We start from the raw sequence: 20,920 nt of genomic DNA, 5'->3' as shown, positions 1-20,920 counted from the left end.
TGTCCCCGTGAGCCTGTATCGCGACACCGGCGTGGTGCTGCGCGTGCAGAAACTCGGTGAAGCCGACCGGATCATCACGCTCATCACGCAGAAGCACGGCAAGGTCCGCGCCGTGGCCAAGGGCGTGCGCCGCACGACCTCCAGGCTCGGCGCCCGAGTCGAGCCGTTCGCCCACGTCGACGTCCAGTTCTACACCGGACGGACCCTCGACGTGATCACCCAGGTCCAGACCCTCGACGCGTTCGGCGCGGGCATCGTCAACGACTACCAGCGCTACACCGCGGCGTGTGTCGTCCTGGAGACCGCGGACCGGATGTCGGCCGAGGAGGGCGAACCCGTCTTCCGGCTGTATCTGCTCGTCGCCGGGGCACTGCGCGCCCTGGCCGACGGCCAACGCGACGCCTCACTGGTCCTGGACGCGTTCCTGTTGCGCGCCATGGCTTTCGCCGGATGGTCCCCGGCGATCACCGAGTGCGCCCGCTGCGGCGACCCCGGCCCGCACCGGGCGTTCAGCGTGCACGCCGGCGGGTCGGTGTGCCCCAAGTGCAAGCCCCCGGGCTCGGCCAGTCCACCGTTCGAGGTGCTGTCCCTTATGGATGCGTTGGCCTCGGGCGTCTGGGACATCGCCGAACGTTCGACGGAATCATCGCGGCGTGAGGCGAGTGGCCTGGTGGCGGCTTTGCTGCAATGGCACCTCGAACGCCAACTGCGCTCGCTACCCCTGGTCGAACGCCGCCGAGTCGAGGAACGCCTCCCAGCCGGAGATCGGGAAGTCCAGTAGCGACCCGGACCGATCCTTCGAGTCCCGCACCCCCACACTCTCCTCGAACGCGATCTCCACGCAGTTGCCTGTGTCGCTAAACGAGCTGGCTCGCCATTCCGCCACGGATCTCCCCAAGCGCCCGATCGTGTTCGTTCGCCAACGCGGCGAACATCGATCGGGATTCTTCCTCATCCAGCGAGCACCGCGACAGTTCCGACACAATGACCTGATACAGCTCGATGTCGGCGGAGCTCTCATGGAACAGGCTCGCCGCCTCGGTTTCCACATGAACCACCGGACGATTCTCGGCGAACCGCATCATCATGAATGGCCCACGCATACCGGCATGAGCGCCTGCGCTCAGAGGCACCACTCGAACCGTGATGTGTGGCTGATCCGATGCGAACAGCAACTTCAGCATCTGCTCGTGCATGACTCGTGGACCGCCAACCGGGCAACGCAACGCGACCTCGTTGATGAAGAAGTGGCACTGGGGCGGCTCTTGCCGATAGAGAAGCCGCTGCCTGCTCATTCGCGCCGCCACTCGATCCGCGACCACATCGGGCTCGACGTTCACCACCCCTCGCATGACCGCTGCGGCATAGTCCTCGCTTTGCAGCAGCCCGGGTATCAGCACCGGCTGGAAGTTCTGGATGGCGATCGCCGTCGCCTCGGTGAACACGAGTGTTTTGAGAACATCTGGGGTACGTGCCGAGTGCGGGCGAAGCCAGCATTCCTCCGAATCGCCCACCTTGCACACCGCGAGCAGTTCGTCGATTTCCTGTCTGCCCACCCCGCAGACGGCCAGGAAGATCGTGGCCTCGATCTCCGATGGCACCCGGTGCCCGCGCTCCATCCGCGACACCGAGTTCGCCGACAACCCCATCATCGCGCCGACCTGCTCGCACCTCAGACCCGCGCTGTCCCGGTGCCTCTTCAGCGCCGCGCCGAGTTCGCGGCTGCGCGCGGTCGTCTCGATCCCCATGGACCGACGCTATCCGCCCGTTCTCCGCACCAGCCCCTCCCGAGCGCCGATTCCACACGGAAGGATCACCTTTCCGCCGCCATGTCACGGCTGCCACGGACGCAACGAACACCCGCACGGGCCGACTAAGTACTGTCATTGCGGTCAATCCGGGCGAGTGAGGGAGTTGCGGTGCTGCGACGGCGGCGGGACAGCAGGCGCGAATCGGGACGCCCGGTGGCGCCCCCGGATCCGCACCCCTCCGGCGCCCGCCCACCCGCGATCCCGGCCGAGTTCGTGCCCAAGCACGTCGCGATCGTCATGGACGGCAACGGCCGTTGGGCCAACCAGCGCGGCCTCACCCGCATCGAGGGGCACAAGCGCGGCGAGGCGCAGGTCGTGGAGGCGGCGCGCGGTTGCATCGAGATGGGCGTCAGGTGGCTCTCGCTCTACGCCTTCTCCACGGAGAACTGGCGGCGCAGCCCCGAGGAGGTTCGCTTCCTCATGGGCTTCTCCCGCGACGTCATCGGCCGGCGCACCGACGAACTCGACGAGATGGGTGTCCGCGTCCGCTGGGCGGGGCGCAGGCCGCGGCTGTGGCGCAGCGTCATCAACACGCTGGAGTCCGCGCAGGAGCGCACCAAGGACAACGACGTCCTCAACCTCGCCATGTGCATCAACTACGGCGGCCGCGCCGAACTCGGTGACGCGGCCCGCGAGATCGCCCGGCTCGCCGCCGCCGGGAAGATCAACCCCGAGAAGGTCGACGAGCGCACCATCGGGAAGTACCTGTACCAGCCCGAGATGCCCGACGTGGACCTGTTCATCCGGCCGTCGGGGGAGGAGCGGACGTCGAACTTCCTGCTGTGGCAGTCGGCGTACGCGGAGATGGTGTTCCAGGACGTCCTGTGGCCCGACTTCGACCGCCTCCACCTCTGGCAGGCGATCGAGACCTACGCGCGCCGCGACCGCCGCTTCGGCGCCGCGGCCGACTCGGCCGAGGTGGCCGCCCAGCTCAACCCAGGAGGAGGCGCATGACCAGCGAGGCCGTCACCACCGCTGACCTGCTCACCAAGGCCCGTGAGGCCCTGGAGAGCTACCACGACGTCAACGTCGACGACGACGGCGCGCTGACCTTCCGCCACGGCGACGTGCCCTCGGCCGTGCAGGCGATGCAACTCGCCGAGGGCCTCACAGTCCTCAGCCTGACCTGCGTGGTCGCCTGGGACCTGCCCGACGAGCCCGCGCTGGCCATCTCCGCGGCCGAACGGGCGGGGCAGGGGCTGTTCGGCACACTCGGCGTGGTCCATACGGACCGGGGAATGGATGTGACCCTCCGTTACGCCTTCCCGGCCGACGGCCTGGGGGTCAGCGCGCTCGGCACCCTGCTCATGCTGGTCGTTTCCACTGCTTCACAGTTGCGCACCGAGCTGCTGGGAACAGCCAGTGAACAAAGTGCTACGGGGGACTCCCCAACGTGATGCGCATGATGGCATCATTCGCCGCGTGACCCCCCTGCATCGCCGGAGCCAGTGCTGATGAGCAAAGAACCGGCTGACAAAGCCGATCCAGTCGAGGCCGTTTCACCTGCTCAGGACGGTGCCACCGCGCCATCCGAGTCCAGTGTCGCCGTGGTCGACCGAGCCGAGACCAAGACGGCTGAGGAGCCCAAGCGGCGCATCACGTCCCTTGAGGTGCTGTGCGGCCTGCTGGTCGTCGCGCTGATCGGGCAGCAGTGGCTGGCCTCCTGGCTCGACGTCCCGGCCATCCAGACCGGCTCGACGATCTTCGTCGCCGTCTGCGTGCAGGCGCTGCCGTTTCTGGTGCTCGGTGTGATGATCAGCGGCGCCATCGCGGCCTTCGTGCCCGCGCGGGCGCTCGAGAAGATGCTGCCGAAGAAGCAGGGCTTCGCCGTCCCCGTCGCGGGTGTCGCGGGCGTGGCGCTGCCGACTTGTGAGTGCGCGGCCGTCCCGGTGGCCCGCAGGCTCATGCAGCAGGGTGTCCCGACCTCGGTCGCGCTGGCGTTCCTGCTGGCCGCGCCCGCGGTCAACCCGATCGTCCTGGTCGCCACCAACGTCGCGTTCCCGAACAGCCCGGGCATGGTCGCGGCCCGCCTCGTCGGCTCGCTCGCCACGGCGATCATCATGGGCTGGCTGTGGGCCCGCTTCGGCAAGGCCGAGTGGATCATCGAGCGGGCGCTGCGCAGGCTGCCCGAGCAGGACGGCCGGTCCCGCTGGCGGATGTTCTTCGAGACCTCCCGCGCCGACCTGGTCGACGCGGGCGGCTTCCTGGTCATCGGCGGCTTCACCGCCGCCGTGCTGAACGTCGCGATCCCGCGGTCCTGGATCAACACGCTCGGCGAGCAGATCATCCTGGGCGTCATCGTCATGGCCGTCCTCGCGGTGCTGCTGGCCCTGTGCAGCGAGGCCGACGCCTTCGTCGCCGCCTCCATCGCGGGCATGCCGCTGCTGCCCAAGCTCGTGTTCCTGGTGGTCGGCCCGGCCATCGACGTGAAGCTGTTCGCCCTGCAGGCGGGCACCTTCGGCAAGTCCTTCGCGGTCCGCTTCGCGCCCGCCACGTTCATCGTGGCCGTGGCGTGCGCGGTCATCTCAGGCGTGATCTTCCTAGGGGGTGTCGGATGAGGCGCGAAACGCAGAACATCCTGCTGGTCCTGGTCGGCGGTGCACTGCTGAAGATCTCGTTCACCGGCACCTACCTGCTCTACGTCAAGCCCGCCCACCAGTACTGGCTGATCGCGGGCGGCGTGATCATGGTCGGTCTGGCGGCGGTGTCCATCGGGCGTGACCTGGTGTCGTCGCGCGAGCCTGCCCCTAAGACGGTGAAGCTCAACTTCGGCGCCGACAGCGACGGTGCCGCACCCGCCCTGGCCCCGGCCGCGCACGGTGACCATGACGACCACACCGATGAGCACGGCGACCACCACCACTCGGCGAAGAGCGCGTGGCTGCTGCTGCTCCCGGTGCTGGCGATCTTCCTGGTCGCCCCGCCCGCCCTGGGCGCCGACTCCGTCATGCGCGGCGACAACCGCGCCGCCGCCACCCGCTCGTCGGGCGCCGACGGCTCCACCACGTTCCCGCCCATCCCGCAGGGCGACGTCGTCTCCTTGGCGATGAGCGACTTCGCCGCCCGCGCGGCCTGGGACTCGGGCAAGTCGCTCGACAACCGGACCGTGCGGCTGACGGGCTTCGTGGTGACCCAGGACGGCGCCACCTACCTGGCCCGCCTCTCCATCGCCTGCTGCGCCGCCGACGCCTTCCCCGTCAAGGTGAAGCTCAACGGCCCGGGCACCGCGGGCCTGGCGAACGACACGTGGCTGGAGGTGACGGGCCAGTTCCAGCCCGGCACCGCGACCAAGGAGACGGACTACGTCCCCGCCATGACCGTGGTGTCGATGGTCCAGATCCCCCAACCCGAAAACCCGTACGAGGCCTGACGCGAGTTCACCGGCCCGCCTGTGGCGGGCCGGTTCAGGCCGTATCGGTGGCCCGGTCCGCCGGGGTAGCTGGTCGGGCGGTTCAGACCCGCCGGTTTGCTACCGCGCCTACCTATTTGCTCTAGCGCGTGCGATTTCGCGCCGTGCGTGCTTCCGAGGCGAACTGGCTAGCGGTGTGGTGCGCGGCCAGCTTCTGCCAAGGCTCGCTTTGCGCCGCCGCCACCCGGCGCCACAACTGGGCCAGCGCGTGAGCGGCGGCGTCGATGGCCGCGGCGTCGTCCTCCGGACTGCCGTAGCCACTCTTCATGGTCGCGTAGGCCTGGGACTTCGCTTTGATCAGAACTGCCGAGGCCTGCTGGATGTCCGCCCAGAGCGCGGCCAGGTCCTCGCCGCTCACCCCTCGCAGGTGGGACATCCCGGCCAGTCGCCCACGGGCCTTCTCGCGGATGTCGCCGATGGGACCGCCTGTCTTGGCGTCCAGGTAGTAGTCGCTGGTGCCCTCATCGCGCAGCACCGTCAAGGCGAGATCGAGGGTCTCGCCGTCCCAGCCGGTCGTGTCGGCGATGAACGCCCGCGCTTCCGCTTCGTGATCCACCGGGCGTTCATATCACTCGCGTGTCGGCCCGAATCGGGGTTTGCGCGATCTTGACCGTCAGACGCAGTTGGCGCAGGTGCCGAAGATCTCGACGGTGTGGCTGACCTGGGAGAAGCCGTTCTCCTCGGCCACGCGGTCGGCCCACCGCTCTACGGCGGGGCCCTCCACCTCGACGGTGTGTCCGCACTCGCGGCACACCAGGTGATGGTGGTGGTGGCTGGAGCAGCGACGGTAGATGGCTTCACCGGTGTCGGTGCGCAGCACGTCGATCTCGCCTGCGTCCGCGAGCGACTGCAGGGTGCGGTAGACGGTGGTCAGGCCGATGCCCTCGCCGCGCTTGCGTAGCTCCTCGTGCAGTTCCTGCGCGGAGCGGAAGTCGTCGAGCTGGTCGAGGAGCTGGGTCACGGCCGTGCGCTGCTTCGTGGAGCGCTTGCCGGGTACGGACGCTGAGACACGGTCGGTCGCGGTCACTGCGGGTTGCCTTCCTCCACGTGCGCGACGGCGTCGACGACGATGTGGGACAGGTGTTCGTCCACCAGCCGGTAGACGACCTCACGGCCGTGCCGCTCGCCGTAGACGACGCCCGCGGACTTCAGCACGCGCAGGTGCTGGCTGATGAGCGGCTGAGCCACACTCAGCGCGTCCACCAGCTCGTGCACGCAGCGGTCGGCCTCCCGCAGCTCCAGGACGATGGCGATCCGCACGGGCGCGGCCAGCGCGCGCAGGAGGTCTCCCGCGGCGGTCAGCGTGGTGGCGGGCCGCCGGTGCGCGGATGGCACGGCGGGACGGTCAGGTGAGTGCTCGTGCTGCTCGGCGGCTGCCCGCAGCTCGTGCGACGCGGCTTCCGAGGTCACGATCGACGTCCTCATCTCCTGCTGCACCGACAGTGGACTCCGCCGGATTTGGTTACCGTGTTCAACATCCTAGGCGGTCACGCTATTTCCTGGTCACGGCGACGTGCGGGCATTGCTCACACCACCGACAACGCCACCGCGACGAGCACTCCAAGGACGAGCACCCGCCCGAGGCGATGCACCGGCGACAGCGCCTGCCAAGTGGCGGCCAACAGCACGGCGACCCCCACGGCCAGCAGCCCCAGCAGGGCAGCCCCTAGGACACCCTTGACCAGCACCCCCGCGATGAACAGCCCGATGACGACAAGAAACGCCAACAGTGGCGGCACCTTCGCCAGCGGCCCCTGCCCAGCGATGAGCGGTGCCCGCGTCGACCGACGTTGGCGCAACGGTGCCTCCCGTGTGATCCCGCGTCCGAGTGACCATGCCCCGGCAGCATTCGAACCTGCGGCCAAGAGCTTAGAAGGCTCCAGGCCGGACCGCTCCGCTACCGCTCCTATCACCGCTCGGCCAATCGCACGATGAGACCGCGCGACGCGACCGCGCGACGCGACTACGCGGTCGGACCAGCGCGGGCCGGCTTGCCGCCGCCGAGAATGGCGCGGAAGCCGGCGTGGTCGTCGATGGTGGCCAAGATCGGTCCCGCCTCGTGGGCTACCGTGCGGCGTCCTCGCACCACCGCCCGGAAGGCCGCCCGCCGTGCTGCTGATCGCCCGGTTCACCGTCACCGAACCCGCGCCGTTCACCATTCGCGCGCACCGGGCGCTGGAGCTCCTGCTGGCTCAGCGTGGCTGTCTTCGCGGTTTGCTCGTGCGGTCCACCGAGTCCTCCGAGACGTGGGTGTTGACCGTCGAGTTCGCGTCCGTCTCCGCCTACCGCAAGTCGATGTCTCCTTTCGAAGTGCGTGAGCATGTGATTCCCTTCCTCGCAGAGGCTGACGTCTCCGAGACCGCCGCTTACGAGGTCGTCCTGGAAGCCGACCCCACGGCGGTTCGCAGGCACACGAGCCTGCTCGCCGCCGACGCATCGACCGTGCGCCTCGGTGAAGCGGGCGGCCCCGCCGAGCCTCGGTGACGAGTGCTTCCGGCCGGGGTGAAGTGAATAGGCCTCCTTGTGCTGAAGCTCTTGCGAGACGATCAGTCCGGTGGGTGAATTTCCGCCGTTTCCGTAGTTATTGATCTTGCTTGTTCATCCTTTTGAACTCGCTCATTCCCCCGATCGAGGACACGATTCGCCGGGATACTCTCCACGCCTGCGACTTTGAGTTCCCCGTGGAGGATCAGTGTCAGCCGACCGGATCGATACCGTGGTCAGTCTCTGCAAGCGCCGAGGCTTCGTGTACCCGTGTGGCGAGATCTACGGCGGCACGAGGTCGGCTTGGGATTACGGCCCGCTCGGCGTGGAACTCAAGGACAACATCAAGCGCGCGTGGTGGAAGACGATGGTGCAGGGCCGCGATGACGTCGTGGGTCTCGATTCGTCGGTGATCCTGCCGCGCCCGGTATGGATCGCATCCGGGCACGTCAGCGCCTTCCACGACCCGCTGGTCGAGTGCACCTCCTGTCACAAGCGCTTCCGCGCGGACCAACTCGCCGAGGAGTACGCCGCACGCACCGGCAAGGACGTGGCCGTCGACGCGGCGGAGGCCACACCGGTCTTCGACCTGTCCGACGTGCCGTGTCCGAACTGCGGCAACCGCGGGCAGTACACGGAGCCGCGCGAGTTCAACATGATGCTCAAGACCCACCTCGGCCCAGTGGAGACCGAAGAGGGAATGCACTACCTGCGCCCGGAAACGGCGCAGGGCATTTTCGTCAACTTCCTGAACGTGCAGACCACCTCCCGTCGCAAGCCACCGTTCGGTATCGGTCAGATCGGCAAGTCGTTCCGCAATGAGATCACTCCTGGCAACTTCATCTTCCGCACCCGCGAGTTCGAGCAGATGGAGATGGAGTTCTTCGTCGAGCCCGGCACGGACGACGAATGGCACCAGTACTGGATCGACGAGCGGACGCGCTGGTACACCGATCTTGGAATCGCCAAGGACAACCTCCGCGTCTATGAGCACCCGCAGGAGAAGCTCTCGCACTACTCCAAGCGGACAGTGGACATCGAGTACCGCTTTCAGTTCGGCGGCCAGGAATGGGGCGAGTTGGAGGGCATCGCCAACCGCGGCGACTTCGACCTGACGACACACTCCAACCACTCCGGGGTCGACCTGTCGTACTTCGACCAAGCCACCGGAACCCGCTACCGCCCCTATGTCATCGAGCCCGCAGCCGGCGTCGGCCGCCCGATGATGGCCTTCCTCCTCGACGCCTACACCGAGGACGAGGCACCCAACGCCAAGGGCGGCGTCGACACCCGGATCGTCCTGCGACTCGACCGCAGGCTGGCGCCGATCAAGGTTGCCGTCCTCCCGCTCTCACGCAACTCGGACCTCTCGCCGAAGGCCCGCGATGTCGCGGCGAGCCTGCGCAAGCACTGGAACGTCGACTTCGACGACGCGGGGGCGATCGGCCGCCGGTACCGCAGGCAGGATGAGATCGGCACCCCGTTCTGCGTCACCGTCGACTTCGACACCCTCAATGACCACGCGGTCACGGTCCGGGAACGCGACACCATGTCGCAGGACCGGGTTTCGATGGATCAGTTGGAGTCGTATCTGGCTGGTCAGCTCATCGGCTGCTGAGGTCCGTTCAGGAAACCACCACCTCCGGCCTCGGTCGGGCCGACGCCAATCGGTAGGCGCCGCGCAGTTCGTCCACGACGGCCGCCGTGTCGTCGCGGATTCGGCTTGGTGTGGTGTGCACCGGCACCACACCGTGCGCGGTGAGGCGCGCGGCCCTGGTCGACACCGTGTGCTCCGTGCGCGGCGCCCAGGGACGGTGGATGTCGGCGTCCCAGGCCATCGCGATGTCGTCCCACCACGCGTCGACCAACCCGAGGTGGACATCGTCGGCTGTGCTCAGGCGCGCACCCCACTGGGGCGGTGGCAGCCCCGCGCGCTCGACCAGTTCGCGCGCGATCCGACCGCCCGCCAAACGGATGCCGCGATCGATGTCGCCCAAAACCTGTCGTAGCAGAGATGTTCCCTTGGTGGAGCCGCGCGCGAGTTCGTCGTGCACGGCGTCAAGGCTCAAACCTCCCCGGTGCACGGCTTCGAGCACCAGGATCCGGACTTCCCCGAACGACGGCGTCTTCCGGCAGGCGTCCACTGTGGCCCGAGCGAGTGGGGCCGTGGCGAAACCCTTACGCCACAGAGGGTCCGGTGGGCGGTGAGTGCGCTCGACGGTCACCGACCCGTCTGTTCGCTGCGGCCCGCGATCGGGGACGAGCAGGTGAATCGCTCCCATCGGCGGAAGTGGCAGACCATGCAGCCACATCGCTTCGCGGCCGGTCACCACACCCTCCGGGCCCACCATGCGCAGCGCCGCCTGCAGGCGTTGGGTGCGCACAGGAGGGGTGTCGCTGAGCAGCACGACCCCCGGCTGAAGTCGTTGCCACGGCCCGTCTCGCCGACATCGGTGCTGGATGCTGCGCCCCGTAAGGCCGAGCGCGACCAGTTCTGACGCGCGGGCGACACGATGCGGAAACAGGGCAGGCAGGTGGTCGAGATCGAGCACGGCTCGGTTGGATTCCATGTGTCGAGCGAACCGTGATCTTGGAGGTTTCACCAGCGCCGCCTGCTCCGCTGTGGATGGTTCGGCGACTCTGTGGATGACTCGATGCCGAGGGTGGGGAATCGTCATGGCCATCACGTACAGTCCCCGGGCCACCCCGATGCGCCATTGGTGAGAGGATGCGGACTGTGCCTCCCCACCCCCGTCCGGTCCTGCGCTTCTTCCGCCGCTTGCTCATCGGGATGCTGCTGATGAGCATGCTGGTCGTCGGCGGCACGGCTTTCCGGGTGTGGCAAGTCGGCCGGGTCGACGATCGTGATCGCGCCGATGTGGTGGTCGTGCTGGGTGCGGCCCAGTACGCGGGCAAGCCGTCGAAGGTCCTGGAAGCACGTCTGCGCAAGGCGAAAGCCCTCTATGACGAAGGTGTCGCCGAATACGTCGTCACCGGTGGCGGCAGGCGCACCGGCGACCGGTTCACCGAGGCTGAGGCGGGCCGCAAATGGCTCGTCGACCGCGGTGTGCCCAAGGACAAGGTCATCGGCGTCGGCGAGGGCAACGACACCCTCGGCACCATGCGGGCCGTCGCGAGCGAGGTCAGGCAGCGTGGCTGGGGCTCGGCGGTGATCGTCAGCGACCCGTGGCACTCCCTGCGCGCCCGAACCATGGCGCACGACGCGGGCATCGAGGCCTGGACGTCGCCGACGCATTCGGGGCCGATCGTGCAGACGCGCGAGACCCAAGCCCGGTACATCCTGCGCGAGACCGCCGCGCTGCTCTATTACCGTGCGACCAAGGCTCCAGCCGATGGGATCGTGCTCGACAGCGAAGTCGGCTGACCGGCACGTACCCTCAGCCCGTGAGCCCCGGCTACTCAGATCATGACAGCGAACGGCTGTTCGCCGAGCGGCCCAAGGCCGCCGCCCTCCCCGGCTCCTGGCCCGCCGTGCGCACCCCGTTCAGCCGCGACCGCGCGCGAGTCCTGCACTCGGCGGCGTTACGCCGGCTCGCGGGAAAAACCCAGGTTGTGGGCCCCAATGAGGGCTCTGAGGTGCATGGCATCCCGCGCACCAGGCTGACCCACTCACTCGAGGTCGCCCAGATCGGCCGGGGAATCGCCGAGGAACTCGGCTGCGACCCGGACATCGTCGACACCGCCGGACTCGCCCACGACATCGGCCACCCGCCGTTCGGCCACAACGGCGAGCGCGCGTTGGATGAGTCGTCGCAGGCCTGCGGGGGGTTCGAGGGCAACGCGCAGACCCTGCGGATCCTGACCCGGCTCGAACCGAAGATCCTCGGACACGGCCTGAACCTGACCAGGGCGTCGCTCGACGCCGCCACGAAGTACCCGTGGCCGCGCCGCGCGGGCATCCGGAAGTTCGGTGTCTACGAGGACGACCTCGCGGTGTTCGACTGGATGCGTGACGGCGCCCCCGGTGATCGTCGGTGCATCGAGGCGCAGGTCATGGACTGGTCCGACGACGTCGCGTACTCGGTGCACGATGTCGAGGACGGGGTCCGGGCAGGCCGCATCTCGCTCAGCGCCTTGGCGGACTCCGCGGAACGCGCGGTGATCGCCGAACTGGCCGCCAAGCACTTCTCCAGCGAACCGATCTCGGCTCTGGAGGAGGCCGCCACCGTGCTGCTGGATCTTCCGGTCGTCGGTGACCTGGCGGAACGGGAGTACGACGGGTCGCTCGACGCCCAGGTGGCGATCAAACGGCTCACCAGCGAGTTGGTGGGCAGGTTCGCCGCCGCCGCGGTCACGGGCACGCGCGAAGCACATGGGCCAGGACCACTGGTGAGGTACGCGGCTGACCTGGTCGTGCCTGAGCGGGTGGCCTCCGAGGTGGCGCTGCTCAAGGCGATGGCGGTGCACTTCGTCCTGAGCGACCCTGTCCGGCTGGCCATGCAACGTGAGCAGCGCGCTTTGATCGCCAGCCTGGTGGAGACGTTGACCGAGCGTGGACCGGACGTTCTGGAGCCCGCGTTCCTGCCCGCGTGGCATGCCGCGGCGGACGACGCGGAGCGGCTTCGCGTGGTGGTCGACCAGGTCGCGTCGCTGACCGACGCCCAGGCGATCGTCTGGCACACGGAGCTTGTGGACAACTTCCGAGCCTGATCGCTGTGAAGTGGCACACTCGACTGACGGACATCACAAGTCGGGGAGTCAAGCCGTGTCGCATCTCGATTTCGCCCTTGCTCTGCACCGTGCGGTGGCGGGCAAGCCCACTGAACAGGTGTGTTGGTCGCCCTACTCGGTGGCCAGCGCGCTCGGCTTGCTCGCATTGGGTGCGCGTGGGAACAGTCGCCAGGAACTGGCCGACCTTCTCGGCCCGCTGGACGAGCTGACCGCCACGATCGCCGGCGCCGCCACCTTGGACAAGCCAGGGCGGGACGAGGAGGAACCCGCGATCGCCATCGCGAACACGCTCTGGGCGGACGCGAAGATCACGGTCGAGGACGCCTTCGTCGACGAGCTGTCCCGGTGGTCCGATGGCTCGGTGCGCAACGCGCCATTCCAGCACGAGCCGGAGAAGGCGCGCGACGAGATCAACGCCGATGTCGCCGAGACCACGCGGGGACTCATCCCCGAGTTGCTGCCCGAGGGCTCGATCGACACCGACACCGTGTCGGCGCTGGTCAACGCCCTGTATCTGAAGTGCGCGTGGCGCAAGAAGTTCCGGGAGCACGGAACTGAGCAGAAGCCGTTCCAAACGCCGACGGGCTCGGTGGACGTGCCCACGATGGAACTGAACGAAGAGGTCGGGTACGCCGCGACCGGAGGCTGGCGGGTGGTCGCCCTGCCCGCTGTCGGTGGCGTGGAGGCGGTGATCCTGCTTCCGGATGGCGACCTCCCCGACGCCGAACCGAAGCTGACCGCCGCTTCCCTCGGCGCGTTGCTCAGTGCGCCCGAGTCGACGCAGGTCGCGTTGAGCCTGCCGAAGCTGAAGCTGACCACCCAGGCCGAGCTGTCGATCGCACTGCAAGGACTCGGTGTGACCACAGTGTTCGGCGACAAGGCGGACCTATCGGGAATCAGCCCCGACCCGCTCGCCGTGCAGTCGATCCTGCACGAGTCGGTGCTGAAGATAGATGAGGACGGATTCGAGGGCGCGGCGGCGACGGCGGTGATGATGCGGTTGATGTCGATGCCCGCCGAACCGGTGGAGGTAGTCGTCGACAAGTCGTTCCTGCTGCTCGTCCGGCACGTCGACACCGGGGCGGTGTACTTCATGGCGCGGGTCACAGACCCGTCCTGAGCCGGGCTGTCACACAGTCGCGAGGTGTGTCGTCCTCATCGTGAACGGCCCGGATCGGGGGCCGACAGGAGGAGGTCGACATGTCGCGGATCGCCGGTGTCACGGAGAAGGACGCGCCGCTGCTGGTGCGGGCCATGTACTGGTTCGCGAAGCGGCGCTATGGAGCCGTGCCGGAGCCGTTCGCGGTCTCGGCACACCACCGGAAGCTGCTCATCGCGGGGGCCCGGCATGAGTTGGCGGTGGAGAAGGCGTCGAAGGAGTTGCCCGCCAGTGTCCGGGAACTGGCGGTCTACCGGGTCGCGCAGCAGTTGGGCTGCTCGTGGTGCGTGGACTTCGGCACCATGCTGCAGCGGTTGGAAGGGCTGGACATCGAACGACTGAAAGAGATCGACAACTACGCCGAATCAGACGCCTACAGCGCGCACGAGCGACTCGCCATCGCCTACGCGGACGCGATGACCGCCAGCCCGGGGACCGTGACCGACGAGCAGGTCGCTGAGCTGAAGGAGGCGTTCGGGGAGAAAGGGGTGATCGAACTCAGCTACCAGATCGGCCTGGAGAACATGCGGGCCCGCGTCAACAGCGCTTTGGGCATCGTCGACCAGGGCTTCACCAGCGGAGAGGCCTGCCGGGTTCCCAGCTGACCTCCCCGCAGGTGGGGGAGACGGTCGGCACGGAAGCGGGGCCGCCCAGCGGTCTGATTGCGCCTGGCAGACGGGCTGGGCGCTCGGACCGAGCCGGCCCGACCGTGCCGGGCACCGACCTCGGGACGAGCTCACGTGGATGCCGGCCGCTGGTTTGGCGGCAAGGGAGTCGACCTGGGCTGTGTTCTGTGATGCGCGCGGTCGGCCTGCTGTTAGGCCGCAGAGGTTGGGTTGTGCCGGGCGGTGCCAGGTTGGAGCTGGGCCTGTTTGCTGCGGCGCTGGTCAGCCGGTGAAGTGGGTGAGCTTGTCGGGGTTCACGATGTCGTAGATGGTGGCGATCTTGCCGTCGCGGATAGTGAAGGTGGTGACCCGGCGGTTGAGTTCGCGGTGGACGCCGTCGCTGGGGATGTCGGGTAGTGCCATCCCGATGTCGCCGTTGACCAGGACCAATTGGCCTGCGCCCATGCTGTCCGCGCCGTACATCTGGAGGAGGCCCAGGAGGAAACGGCTGATCTTGTCCGCGCCGACGACGTGCTGGCGGGCCGTGCGGGCCTTGCCGTTGCTGTCGCCGATGAGGACGGCCTCCGGGTGCAGAAGACCGACCACCCGGCTCAGGTCGCCGGAGGCGAGGGCGGCGACGAAGTCCTGGATCAGTGCGCCCTGTTCGGCCAGGGCGGCGCGCGGGGGTGGGTCGGCGTCGGCGGCGGCTCGGCGGCCGCGGGAGGCGTGTTGGCGGGCGGTGGCGTCCGTGCAGCCGAGGGTGGCCGCGATCTCCCCGAACGGCACGCCGAACGCGTCGTGGAGGACGAAGGCCACGCGCTGTTCCGGTGTCAGCTTGTCGAGGACGACCAGGGCCGCCATGCGGACGCCGTCGTCACGGACCACCGCGTCGAGGGGGTCCTCGCTGGTCGGGGTGCCGAAGGGGGTGACGACGGGCTCGGGCAGCCAGGGGCCGACGTAACGCTCCCGGCGGGCCGTGGCCGAGCGGAGGCGGTCGAGGCAGATGCGGCCGACGACGGTGGTGAGCCAGCCGCGCAGGTCGCGGATCTCCGCGCGGGCCCGTCCGTCCAAACCGGACAGTCGCAGCCACGCTTCCTGGACGGCGTCCTCGGCGTCGGTCAGGGTGCTGGTCAGGCGGTATGCGACGCCGAGCAGGTGGGTGCGGTGCTCGGTGAAGCGCTCGGCCAGCGCGACGTCGCTTACGGTCACAACTCCATCCTATCGACCGGCCGGTCATCGTTCAGGGCACGCGCATAGACTCGTCTGTTGTGGCGGGGCGAATCCGGGAAAGTGACATAGCGCAGGTGCGCGAGCGCAGCCGGATCGACGAGATCGTCGGCGAGTACGTGGCTCTCCGCAACGCGGGCGGTGGGGCGCTCAAGGGGTTGTGCCCGTTCCATGACGAGAAGACGCCGTCGTTCAACGTGCGGCCGACGCATGGGACGTTCCACTGCTTCGGGTGCGGCGAGGGTGGCGACGTGATCGCCTTCGTGATGAAGATCGACCACCTGTCGTTCGTCGAGTCCGTCGAGCGGCTGGCCGAGCGGGTCGGGCTGCAGCTCACCTACGAGGGCGGCGGGACCAGCGTCCAGCGCGACCGCAGCACCCGCTCGCGGCTCGTCGACGCACATCGTGCCGCCGCCGAGTTCTACGCCGAGCAGTTGCGTGGCCCCGACGCGATCGTCGCCCGCGAGTTCCTCGCCGAGCGAGGGTTCGACCAGGCCGCCGCGGCCGCGTTCGGCTGCGGATACGCGCCCGCGGGCTGGGACAAGCTGACCAAACACCTCCTCGGCCGCGGCTTCGAGGTGGCGGAGCTGATCAAGGCCGGGCTGGCGAAAGAGGGCAGGCAGGGGCCGATCGACCGGTTCCACCGCAGGCTCCTCTGGCCGATCAAGGACATCGGCGGCGACGTCGTCGGGTTCGGCGCGCGCAGGCTCTTCGACGACGACCAGATCCAGGCGAAGTACCTCAACACCAGTGAGAGCCCGATCTACAAGAAGTCCCAGGTGCTCTTCGGGCTCGACATGGCCAAGCGCGAGATCGCCAAGCGGCACCAGGTCGTCGTCGTCGAGGGCTACACCGACGTCATGGCCATGCACGCGGCTGGTGTGCTGACCGCGGTCGCGTCCTGCGGCACCGCGTTCGGCTCCGAGCACATCCTGGTCCTGCGCCGCCTCCTGATGGATGACGACGCGTTCCGCGGTGAGGTGATCTTCACCTTCGACGGTGACGAGGCCGGTCAGAAGGCCGCATTGAAGGCGTTCGATGACGACCAGCAATTCTCCGCGCAGACCTTCATCGCCGTCGCCCCCGACGGCATGGACCCCTGCGAGCTGCGCCAGGCGAAGGGTGAGGTGGCGGTGCGCGACCTCGTCGCTCGCAGGCAGCCGCTGTTCGCCTTCGCGATCCGCGCCGAACTGGCCTCGCACGATCTCGACACCGCCGAGGGCCGGGTCGAGGCGCTGCGCCGGACCGTCCCGATGGTCGCGCGGATCAAGGACCACTCCCTGCGCGACGAGTACGCGCGCCAACTCGCGGGCTGGGTCGGCTACGAGGACGTGGCCACAGTCGTGCGTCGGGTGCGTGAGAGCGCGGGTGGGCCTGTGCCGGTGCGCCGCGGCAGGCCGGTGGACCCCAATCAGGGCGCGCTGGCCGTCGATGTCGAGGGACCCGCGAGGCCCGATCCGCGCGACCCGCGGCTCAACGCCCAGCGTGAGGTGCTCAAGCTGGCGCTGCAAGAGCCGTCGCTCGCGGGCCCGATGTACGACTCGCTGCCGATGGAGGTCTTCACCGGCCCCGCCTACGCCGCGCTCCACCGCGCCATCTTGGACACGGGCGGCACCGCGTCCGGGCTCGCGGGTATCGAACTGCTGGAAGCGGTGACCAAGAACTGCACGGCGCAGTCGGTGAAGGCGCTGGTCAGCGAGTTGGCCGTGGAGCCGATGCCGCTGCCGAACAAGAACGCCGCCGCCGAGCGCTACGCCTCGGCGATCCTCGCCGCGCTGCAGCGTGAACTGGTCGCCCGCCAGATCGCCGACATCAAGTCGCGGCTGCAGCGGGTCTCGCCGATCGAACAGCCGGACGAAGCGCGCGCGCTCTGGGGCGATCTGGTCGCGATGGAAGAGTGGTACAAGGCGTTGGGCAAGCAGGCCGCCGGGGGCATGGCATGAGGTTTCTCGATCGGCTGATTGGCGGCATTCCCAAGGGTTTTCCGGGGAAGCTGGACGCCGACGAGGCCGTAGCGGCCTCCGCGCCCGTGCGCGGCGGCGGTCATCTTGTCGCCACCTCTCACGGACTGTGGGTGCCCGAAGGCGAAGGCTCCCGTCGGATCGGGTGGCACCGCGTTGCCAAGGCGACCTGGTCGAGTGGGTCCTTCGTGATCATCGAGGCTGAGGAGTCGGAGGAAGTCGGTGATGCCGTCATCCTCGCTGATCTCGCCCCGCTCAAGATCGTCGTCGAGGCCCCGGGCAAGCTGCCGCAAGCGGTGCACAAGCGCGTGACGGGTTCGATCCGCTCGCGACACCACCGGGAGCTGCCCGGTGGGGGAGCGTGGTTCGTCCAGCGCAAAGTGCCTGGCCAGAACGGCACTGTCCTGCAGGTTCGGCCCGATCCCGGCACCGATCTCGACGCCGTGCGCGTGGTCGCCGCCGAGGTGTCGGCCAAGATCGCCGAAGCGAAAGACCTCGCGGACGGCGACCTGGACGGCTAGGCTAACAGTACGTTCGTACTGTTAGCGGGAGGCTGCATGTGGGACCCGGAGAAGTACCTGGCTTTCGGCGACGACCGTGCCCGCCCGTTCTTCGACCTGGTCGCCCGCGTCGGCGCTGAGTCGCCGCGGGCGGTCGTCGACCTGGGGTGCGGCCCGGGAAACCTCACGGAGACCCTCGCGCTGCGCTGGCCGCGGGCCGTGCTGACCGGGTTCGATTCCTCACCGGACATGGTCGAGGCCGCGCGGGCCCGCGGGGTGGCCGCGCACGTGCGGGGGATCGAGAGCTGGCAGCCCGACGACGACACCGACGTCGTGATCAGCAACGCCGCCCTGCAGTGGGTCCCCGGCCATGTCGACATGCTCCGCGAGTGGGTCCGTCGGCTTCCGTCGGGCGCGTGGCTCGCGGTGCAGGTGCCAGGCAACTTCGGCGCCCCGTCGCACCGGATCATCCGCGATCTCGCCTGTGAGCCGCACTGGCGGGAACGACTGGAGGCGATCGTCCTGCGTGAGGGTGACGCCGTGCTCGACCCCGCCGGGTATGCCGACGTCATGGCGGACGCGGGGTGCGAGGTCGACGCGTGGGAGACCACGTACCAGCAGCGCCTCAAGGGCCACAATCCCGCGTTGGAGTGGGTGACCGGGACCGCTCTGCGACCCATCCGCGCGGCGCTGTCGGACGGGGAGTGGGCGGACTTCCGCTCCGCCATCGCGCCGCGCATGCTCGAGGCCTACCCGCCGCGTCGGGACGGCACGACCTGGTTCCCGTTCCGTAGGATCTTCCTCGTGGCGAGGACCCCGTGAGCGGCGCGTTGAAGGTCGAGTTGGTCGCCCGCTACCCGGTCAAGGCCCTGCGCGGCGAGTCGATCGAGGTGATCGAACTCGACGAGCGCGGCGTCGTCGGCGACCGCCAGTGGGCGCTGCGCGCCGAGAACGGCAAGTTCGGCTCGGGCAAGAGCACCCGCCGGTTCACGCACCTGCCGCGCTTGCTGGAGATGTCCTCGCGGGTGCTGTGGGGCATCCACACGGTTGTCGAGCTGCCCGACGGCCGCGAGTACGCGACGGTCGACCCGAAGGTCCACGAGGCCGTCTCGGAGGTCGTGGGCAGCCCGGTGACGGTGGTTGGGGAAGCGGAGGTCTCACACCTCGACGACTCGCCCGTGCACCTGCTGACCGGCGCCTCGCTGCGGTGGATGGCCGACCAGGTCGGCGACGCCGAGGTGGACTGGCGGCGGTTCCGGCCCAACATCCTCATCGACTGCGCGGGCGACGACCGCGTCGAGGACGACTGGATCGGTCGCAGACTGGAGATCGGCACCGTCGAAGTCGAGATCACCGGCCTCGCCGTCCGCTGCGCCGTCATCGGCCACGCGCTCGACCGGGAACCGAACCGCCCGGACCTCCTGGCCGCGCTGGCCGACCACGACCTGACACTCGGCGCCTACGCGAAGGTCATCCGCCCCGGCGTCGTCGGAACCGGCGACCCGCTGCGTTTCCGCTAGCGGCGGCGGACCTTCTCGCCGACCTTCTCCCCGATCTTCGCCCGCGCGATCCCCGCCGCGCCCTGCACGGCCGGATGGTCGGCGATCCGCCGGTAGGTGCGCATGATCTGGTCGTAGCGGGCGCGGCCGGCCTTGGAGCCGAGCACGTACCCCACACCGGCCCCCAACAGGAACCCCATCACGATGCTTCGCCTCCCGGATGCGCAGACTTTGCCCCGCCTATCCTCCCCTACCTGGGTGCCACGTGCCGAGGCCGCATATGGGTACCCCCTTGCGAAAGGTCGTTGTCGGGGTGCGATAGAGTTGCTTCAACGTTGAGCCATGGTTCAACGGAGCAATCCTCCATAGCTCAATTGGCAGAGCATGCGACTGTTAATCGCAGGGTTGTTGGTTCGAGTCCAACTGGAGGAGCTTCCGCCCCGGGTCAGCGCACCTGGGGCGTTTACTTTCCCTCGATTTCGGCAAGATCGCCCATGGCTGCGGCCTGGGTAGGATCGGTCGGGTGGGGGCGGTAGCTCAGTTGGTCAGAGCAGGGGACTCATAATCCCTTGGCCGTGGGTTCGAGCCCCACCCGCCCCACCACTTGACCAGCGGAAACGCTGATCACACGTCCCGAATGACTGCGGATGACTGCGCAGATGACGGCGGGCGTTGCTAGGCTCGCCGTCATGCCACGTCCCAAGGACGACCTGTCGCAGATTCGGCAGCGGGGGAACTCGCACCAGATCAACGTCTTCGCAGGCACCGATCCGGTCACAGGGAAGCGCCTGTACCTATCGGACTCCACGACCGATCTAGCCGAGGCCAAGCGCATCCGAGCGAAGTTCCGCGCACAGGTCGCCGAGCAGCGCAGCGCCAGGACCAAGGCGACGTTTCGCCACACGATCGACGAGTGGCTCAAGGTCCACGAGATCGAGGAAACGACGCGGCAGAGCTACGACATGTACGTACGGCTCTACGTCGGGCCAGCTCTGGGGAAATCTCCTGTCGGCAAGATCACCGCGCGCGTACTCGAACAGTTCTACGCCCATCTCCGCCGCTGCGCCCGCCTCTGCGACGGCAAGCCCTTCGTAGAGCACGTGCAGGAAGGCCCACACGAGTGCCGCACGGTGAAGCACCGGCGCCCTCCCGGCAGGATGCCCGCGGCTGGATACCCGCCGCACGACTGCGCCGATAAGGGTTGCCGTGTGATCGAGTGCAAGCCGCACATGTGCACGGGGCTGTCGAACTCGACGATCCTCAAAATCCACTTCATGATCAGCGGCGCGCTTTCCGCTGCGCTTCGGTGGGAATGGATCGTGTCTAACCCGGCCGAGGTAGCTCAGAAGCCGCGCCAGCCGGTTCCGCAGCCCAATCCGCCGACGGTCGAGCAGGCCGGGCAGATCCTCGCCGTGGCGTGGGAGCAGAACAAGGACTGGGGCACGTTGGTCTGGCTGGTCATGGTGACCGGCCTGCGCCGCGCCGAGGTTCTCGGATTGCGCTGGAGCCACTTCGACCTCAAGGGCCGGACTCTCAAGGTCCAGCGGAACTACCTCCGAGCCCGCGGCAAGTC

25 protein-coding genes and 2 tRNA genes are annotated in these 20,920 nt (G+C 68.5%); 18 read left to right on the top strand and 9 right to left on the bottom strand.

Translation table 11 applies throughout. The features are described 5' to 3' along the window. The first annotated feature begins 7 nt into the window (after positions 1 to 7). Positions 8 to 781 carry a DNA repair protein RecO gene (gene recO / locus ACRDSQ_RS07075; protein WP_431419783.1) on the top strand — a complete coding sequence of 258 codons (774 nt, stop codon included), beginning with the start codon at positions 8 to 10 and terminating at the stop codon, positions 779 to 781. Here the strand turns inward: recO and ACRDSQ_RS07070 are convergent. Further along, positions 716 to 955, bottom strand: a complete 240-nt coding sequence (locus tag ACRDSQ_RS07070; protein WP_431419782.1) for a DUF397 domain-containing protein — start codon at positions 953 to 955, stop codon at positions 716 to 718. The two genes, recO and ACRDSQ_RS07070, sit on opposite strands and share 66 nt — an antisense overlap. Beyond that, the gene (locus ACRDSQ_RS07065) at positions 858 to 1,748 is read right to left on the bottom strand and encodes a helix-turn-helix domain-containing protein (protein WP_431419781.1); all 891 of its coding nucleotides are present in this window, start codon (positions 1,746 to 1,748) and stop codon (positions 858 to 860) included. Before ACRDSQ_RS07065 ends, ACRDSQ_RS07070 begins: the two co-directional genes overlap by 98 nt. 171 nt (positions 1,749 to 1,919) lie before the next feature. Here ACRDSQ_RS07065 and ACRDSQ_RS07060 point away from each other — a divergent pair, with 171 nt between their 5' ends. From ACRDSQ_RS07060 to ACRDSQ_RS07045, 4 genes are all read left to right on the top strand, one after another. Then, complete coding sequence (locus tag ACRDSQ_RS07060; protein ID WP_431419779.1) at positions 1,920 to 2,765, top strand: isoprenyl transferase; 846 nt, start codon at positions 1,920 to 1,922, stop codon at positions 2,763 to 2,765. Beyond that, a complete protein-coding gene (locus ACRDSQ_RS07055; protein ID WP_091372190.1) occupies positions 2,762 to 3,208 on the top strand; it encodes a hypothetical protein in 447 nt (148 codons plus the stop codon). Before ACRDSQ_RS07060 ends, ACRDSQ_RS07055 begins: the two co-directional genes overlap by 4 nt. Positions 3,209 to 3,358: 150 nt before the next feature. After that, positions 3,359 to 4,369, top strand: coding sequence for a permease (locus tag ACRDSQ_RS07050; RefSeq protein WP_431419778.1), 1,011 nt, complete (start codon positions 3,359 to 3,361; stop codon positions 4,367 to 4,369). Continuing rightward, positions 4,366 to 5,181 carry a TIGR03943 family putative permease subunit gene (locus tag ACRDSQ_RS07045; RefSeq protein WP_431419776.1) on the top strand — a complete coding sequence of 272 codons (816 nt, stop codon included), beginning with the start codon at positions 4,366 to 4,368 and terminating at the stop codon, positions 5,179 to 5,181. Before ACRDSQ_RS07050 ends, ACRDSQ_RS07045 begins: the two co-directional genes overlap by 4 nt. A 121-nt stretch (positions 5,182 to 5,302) precedes the next feature. Here ACRDSQ_RS07045 and ACRDSQ_RS07040 read toward each other — a convergent pair whose 3' ends face one another. From ACRDSQ_RS07040 to ACRDSQ_RS07025, 4 genes are all read right to left on the bottom strand, one after another. Beyond that, on the bottom strand, positions 5,303 to 5,776 hold the full coding sequence (locus ACRDSQ_RS07040) for a hypothetical protein (RefSeq protein WP_431419775.1): 474 nt from the start codon (positions 5,774 to 5,776) through the stop codon (positions 5,303 to 5,305). Positions 5,777 to 5,833: 57 nt separating this feature from the next. After that, positions 5,834 to 6,247, bottom strand: coding sequence for a Fur family transcriptional regulator (locus ACRDSQ_RS07035; RefSeq protein WP_431419773.1), 414 nt, complete (start codon positions 6,245 to 6,247; stop codon positions 5,834 to 5,836). Next, positions 6,244 to 6,645: an ArsR/SmtB family transcription factor gene (locus ACRDSQ_RS07030; RefSeq protein ID WP_431419772.1), complete on the bottom strand. Its 402-nt coding sequence runs from the start codon at positions 6,643 to 6,645 to the stop codon at positions 6,244 to 6,246. The genes ACRDSQ_RS07035 and ACRDSQ_RS07030 overlap by 4 nt, the downstream gene beginning before the upstream one ends. Positions 6,646 to 6,746: 101 nt before the next feature. Continuing rightward, positions 6,747 to 7,379 (bottom strand): DUF6703 family protein, encoded by a 633-nt coding sequence (locus ACRDSQ_RS07025; protein ID WP_431419770.1) that lies wholly within the window; start codon positions 7,377 to 7,379, stop codon positions 6,747 to 6,749. Between ACRDSQ_RS07025 and ACRDSQ_RS07020 the strand changes: the two genes are divergently transcribed. Both ACRDSQ_RS07020 and ACRDSQ_RS07015 read left to right on the top strand, forming a co-directional pair. Continuing rightward, the gene (locus tag ACRDSQ_RS07020; protein WP_431419769.1) at positions 7,330 to 7,704 is read left to right on the top strand and encodes an antibiotic biosynthesis monooxygenase; all 375 of its coding nucleotides are present in this window, start codon (positions 7,330 to 7,332) and stop codon (positions 7,702 to 7,704) included. The genes ACRDSQ_RS07025 and ACRDSQ_RS07020 overlap by 50 nt on opposite strands. Positions 7,705 to 7,912: 208 nt before the next feature. Next, positions 7,913 to 9,322 carry a glycine--tRNA ligase gene (locus ACRDSQ_RS07015; protein ID WP_431419767.1) on the top strand — a complete coding sequence of 470 codons (1,410 nt, stop codon included), beginning with the start codon at positions 7,913 to 7,915 and terminating at the stop codon, positions 9,320 to 9,322. A gap of 7 nt (positions 9,323 to 9,329) precedes the next feature. On the opposite strand, the gene ACRDSQ_RS07010 is transcribed toward ACRDSQ_RS07015, so the two are convergent. After that, complete coding sequence (locus ACRDSQ_RS07010) at positions 9,330 to 10,274, bottom strand: hypothetical protein (RefSeq protein ID WP_431419766.1); 945 nt, start codon at positions 10,272 to 10,274, stop codon at positions 9,330 to 9,332. Between the two features lie 221 nt (positions 10,275 to 10,495). Here ACRDSQ_RS07010 and ACRDSQ_RS07005 point away from each other — a divergent pair, with 221 nt between their 5' ends. The 4 genes from ACRDSQ_RS07005 to ACRDSQ_RS06990 all read left to right on the top strand — a co-directional run bounded on the left by ACRDSQ_RS07005 (position 10,496) and on the right by ACRDSQ_RS06990 (position 14,160). Beyond that, positions 10,496 to 11,089, top strand: a complete 594-nt coding sequence (locus tag ACRDSQ_RS07005; protein WP_431419795.1) for a YdcF family protein — start codon at positions 10,496 to 10,498, stop codon at positions 11,087 to 11,089. Positions 11,090 to 11,109: 20 nt separating this feature from the next. Further along, the gene (locus ACRDSQ_RS07000; RefSeq protein WP_431419764.1) at positions 11,110 to 12,375 is read left to right on the top strand and encodes a deoxyguanosinetriphosphate triphosphohydrolase; all 1,266 of its coding nucleotides are present in this window, start codon (positions 11,110 to 11,112) and stop codon (positions 12,373 to 12,375) included. 55 nt (positions 12,376 to 12,430) lie between these two features. Next, on the top strand, positions 12,431 to 13,516 hold the full coding sequence (locus tag ACRDSQ_RS06995) for a serpin family protein (protein WP_431419762.1): 1,086 nt from the start codon (positions 12,431 to 12,433) through the stop codon (positions 13,514 to 13,516). A gap of 80 nt (positions 13,517 to 13,596) precedes the next feature. After that, positions 13,597 to 14,160, top strand: coding sequence for a carboxymuconolactone decarboxylase family protein (locus tag ACRDSQ_RS06990; protein ID WP_431419760.1), 564 nt, complete (start codon positions 13,597 to 13,599; stop codon positions 14,158 to 14,160). 282 nt (positions 14,161 to 14,442) lie between these two features. Here ACRDSQ_RS06990 and ACRDSQ_RS06985 read toward each other — a convergent pair whose 3' ends face one another. Next, a complete protein-coding gene (locus tag ACRDSQ_RS06985) occupies positions 14,443 to 15,369 on the bottom strand; it encodes a sigma-70 family RNA polymerase sigma factor (protein ID WP_431419758.1) in 927 nt (308 codons plus the stop codon). Between the two features lie 59 nt (positions 15,370 to 15,428). On the opposite strand from ACRDSQ_RS06985, the gene dnaG reads away from it, so the two are divergent. The 4 genes from dnaG to ACRDSQ_RS06965 are packed head-to-tail and all read left to right on the top strand — an operon-like array spanning position 15,429 to position 19,368. Beyond that, the gene (dnaG, locus tag ACRDSQ_RS06980; RefSeq protein ID WP_431419757.1) at positions 15,429 to 17,330 is read left to right on the top strand and encodes a DNA primase; all 1,902 of its coding nucleotides are present in this window, start codon (positions 15,429 to 15,431) and stop codon (positions 17,328 to 17,330) included. Continuing rightward, the gene (locus tag ACRDSQ_RS06975; RefSeq protein ID WP_431419756.1) at positions 17,327 to 17,869 is read left to right on the top strand and encodes a hypothetical protein; all 543 of its coding nucleotides are present in this window, start codon (positions 17,327 to 17,329) and stop codon (positions 17,867 to 17,869) included. The genes dnaG and ACRDSQ_RS06975 overlap by 4 nt, the downstream gene beginning before the upstream one ends. Before the next feature lie 36 nt (positions 17,870 to 17,905). Next, positions 17,906 to 18,670 (top strand): trans-aconitate 2-methyltransferase, encoded by a 765-nt coding sequence (locus ACRDSQ_RS06970; protein WP_431419755.1) that lies wholly within the window; start codon positions 17,906 to 17,908, stop codon positions 18,668 to 18,670. Then, positions 18,667 to 19,368: an MOSC domain-containing protein gene (locus ACRDSQ_RS06965; RefSeq protein ID WP_431419754.1), complete on the top strand. Its 702-nt coding sequence runs from the start codon at positions 18,667 to 18,669 to the stop codon at positions 19,366 to 19,368. Before ACRDSQ_RS06970 ends, ACRDSQ_RS06965 begins: the two co-directional genes overlap by 4 nt. Here the strand turns inward: ACRDSQ_RS06965 and ACRDSQ_RS06960 are convergent. After that, positions 19,365 to 19,547 (bottom strand): hypothetical protein, encoded by a 183-nt coding sequence (locus ACRDSQ_RS06960; RefSeq protein WP_222719624.1) that lies wholly within the window; start codon positions 19,545 to 19,547, stop codon positions 19,365 to 19,367. The genes ACRDSQ_RS06965 and ACRDSQ_RS06960 overlap by 4 nt on opposite strands. A gap of 159 nt (positions 19,548 to 19,706) precedes the next feature. Between ACRDSQ_RS06960 and ACRDSQ_RS06955 the strand changes: the two genes are divergently transcribed. The 3 genes from ACRDSQ_RS06955 to ACRDSQ_RS06945 all read left to right on the top strand — a co-directional run. Beyond that, positions 19,707 to 19,779 (top strand) — tRNA-Asn (locus ACRDSQ_RS06955). A 94-nt stretch (positions 19,780 to 19,873) separates the two neighbouring features. After that, positions 19,874 to 19,950: transfer RNA gene (locus tag ACRDSQ_RS06950), tRNA-Ile, on the top strand. A gap of 86 nt (positions 19,951 to 20,036) precedes the next feature. Then, the coding region (locus ACRDSQ_RS06945; RefSeq protein ID WP_431419753.1) for a site-specific integrase at positions 20,037 to 20,920 on the top strand (884 nt) is incomplete at its 3' end.

The sequence above is a fragment of the Actinokineospora sp. genome (assembly GCF_050699995.1).
In the GTDB taxonomy this organism is placed as follows: Bacteria; Actinomycetota; Actinomycetes; order Mycobacteriales; family Pseudonocardiaceae; genus Actinokineospora.
Note: the sequence above shows the minus strand (reverse complement) of the source record. Positions and strands in the feature narration are given on the sequence as shown.

Excerpts from the sequence above, each read along its gene's own strand:
- ACRDSQ_RS07030 (WP_431419772.1), bottom strand. The coding sequence starts at position 6,645 with ATGAGGACGTCGATCGTGACCTCGGAAGCCGCGTCGCACGAGCTGCGG.
- ACRDSQ_RS07010 (WP_431419766.1), bottom strand. The coding sequence starts at position 10,274 with ATGGAATCCAACCGAGCCGTGCTCGATCTCGACCACCTGCCTGCCCTG.
- ACRDSQ_RS07070 (WP_431419782.1), bottom strand. The coding sequence starts at position 955 with ATGAGGAAGAATCCCGATCGATGTTCGCCGCGTTGGCGAACGAACACG.
- ACRDSQ_RS07025 (WP_431419770.1), bottom strand. The coding sequence starts at position 7,379 with ATGGTGAACGGCGCGGGTTCGGTGACGGTGAACCGGGCGATCAGCAGC.
- ACRDSQ_RS07055 (WP_091372190.1), top strand. The coding sequence starts at position 2,762 with ATGACCAGCGAGGCCGTCACCACCGCTGACCTGCTCACCAAGGCCCGT.
- ACRDSQ_RS06990 (WP_431419760.1), top strand. The coding sequence starts at position 13,597 with ATGTCGCGGATCGCCGGTGTCACGGAGAAGGACGCGCCGCTGCTGGTG.
- ACRDSQ_RS07065 (WP_431419781.1), bottom strand. The coding sequence starts at position 1,748 with ATGGGGATCGAGACGACCGCGCGCAGCCGCGAACTCGGCGCGGCGCTG.
- ACRDSQ_RS06975 (WP_431419756.1), top strand. The coding sequence starts at position 17,327 with ATGAGGTTTCTCGATCGGCTGATTGGCGGCATTCCCAAGGGTTTTCCG.
- ACRDSQ_RS07045 (WP_431419776.1), top strand. The coding sequence starts at position 4,366 with ATGAGGCGCGAAACGCAGAACATCCTGCTGGTCCTGGTCGGCGGTGCA.
- ACRDSQ_RS07005 (WP_431419795.1), top strand. The coding sequence starts at position 10,496 with ATGCTGCTGATGAGCATGCTGGTCGTCGGCGGCACGGCTTTCCGGGTG.
- ACRDSQ_RS06960 (WP_222719624.1), bottom strand. The coding sequence starts at position 19,547 with ATGGGGTTCCTGTTGGGGGCCGGTGTGGGGTACGTGCTCGGCTCCAAG.
- ACRDSQ_RS06970 (WP_431419755.1), top strand. The coding sequence starts at position 17,906 with ATGTGGGACCCGGAGAAGTACCTGGCTTTCGGCGACGACCGTGCCCGC.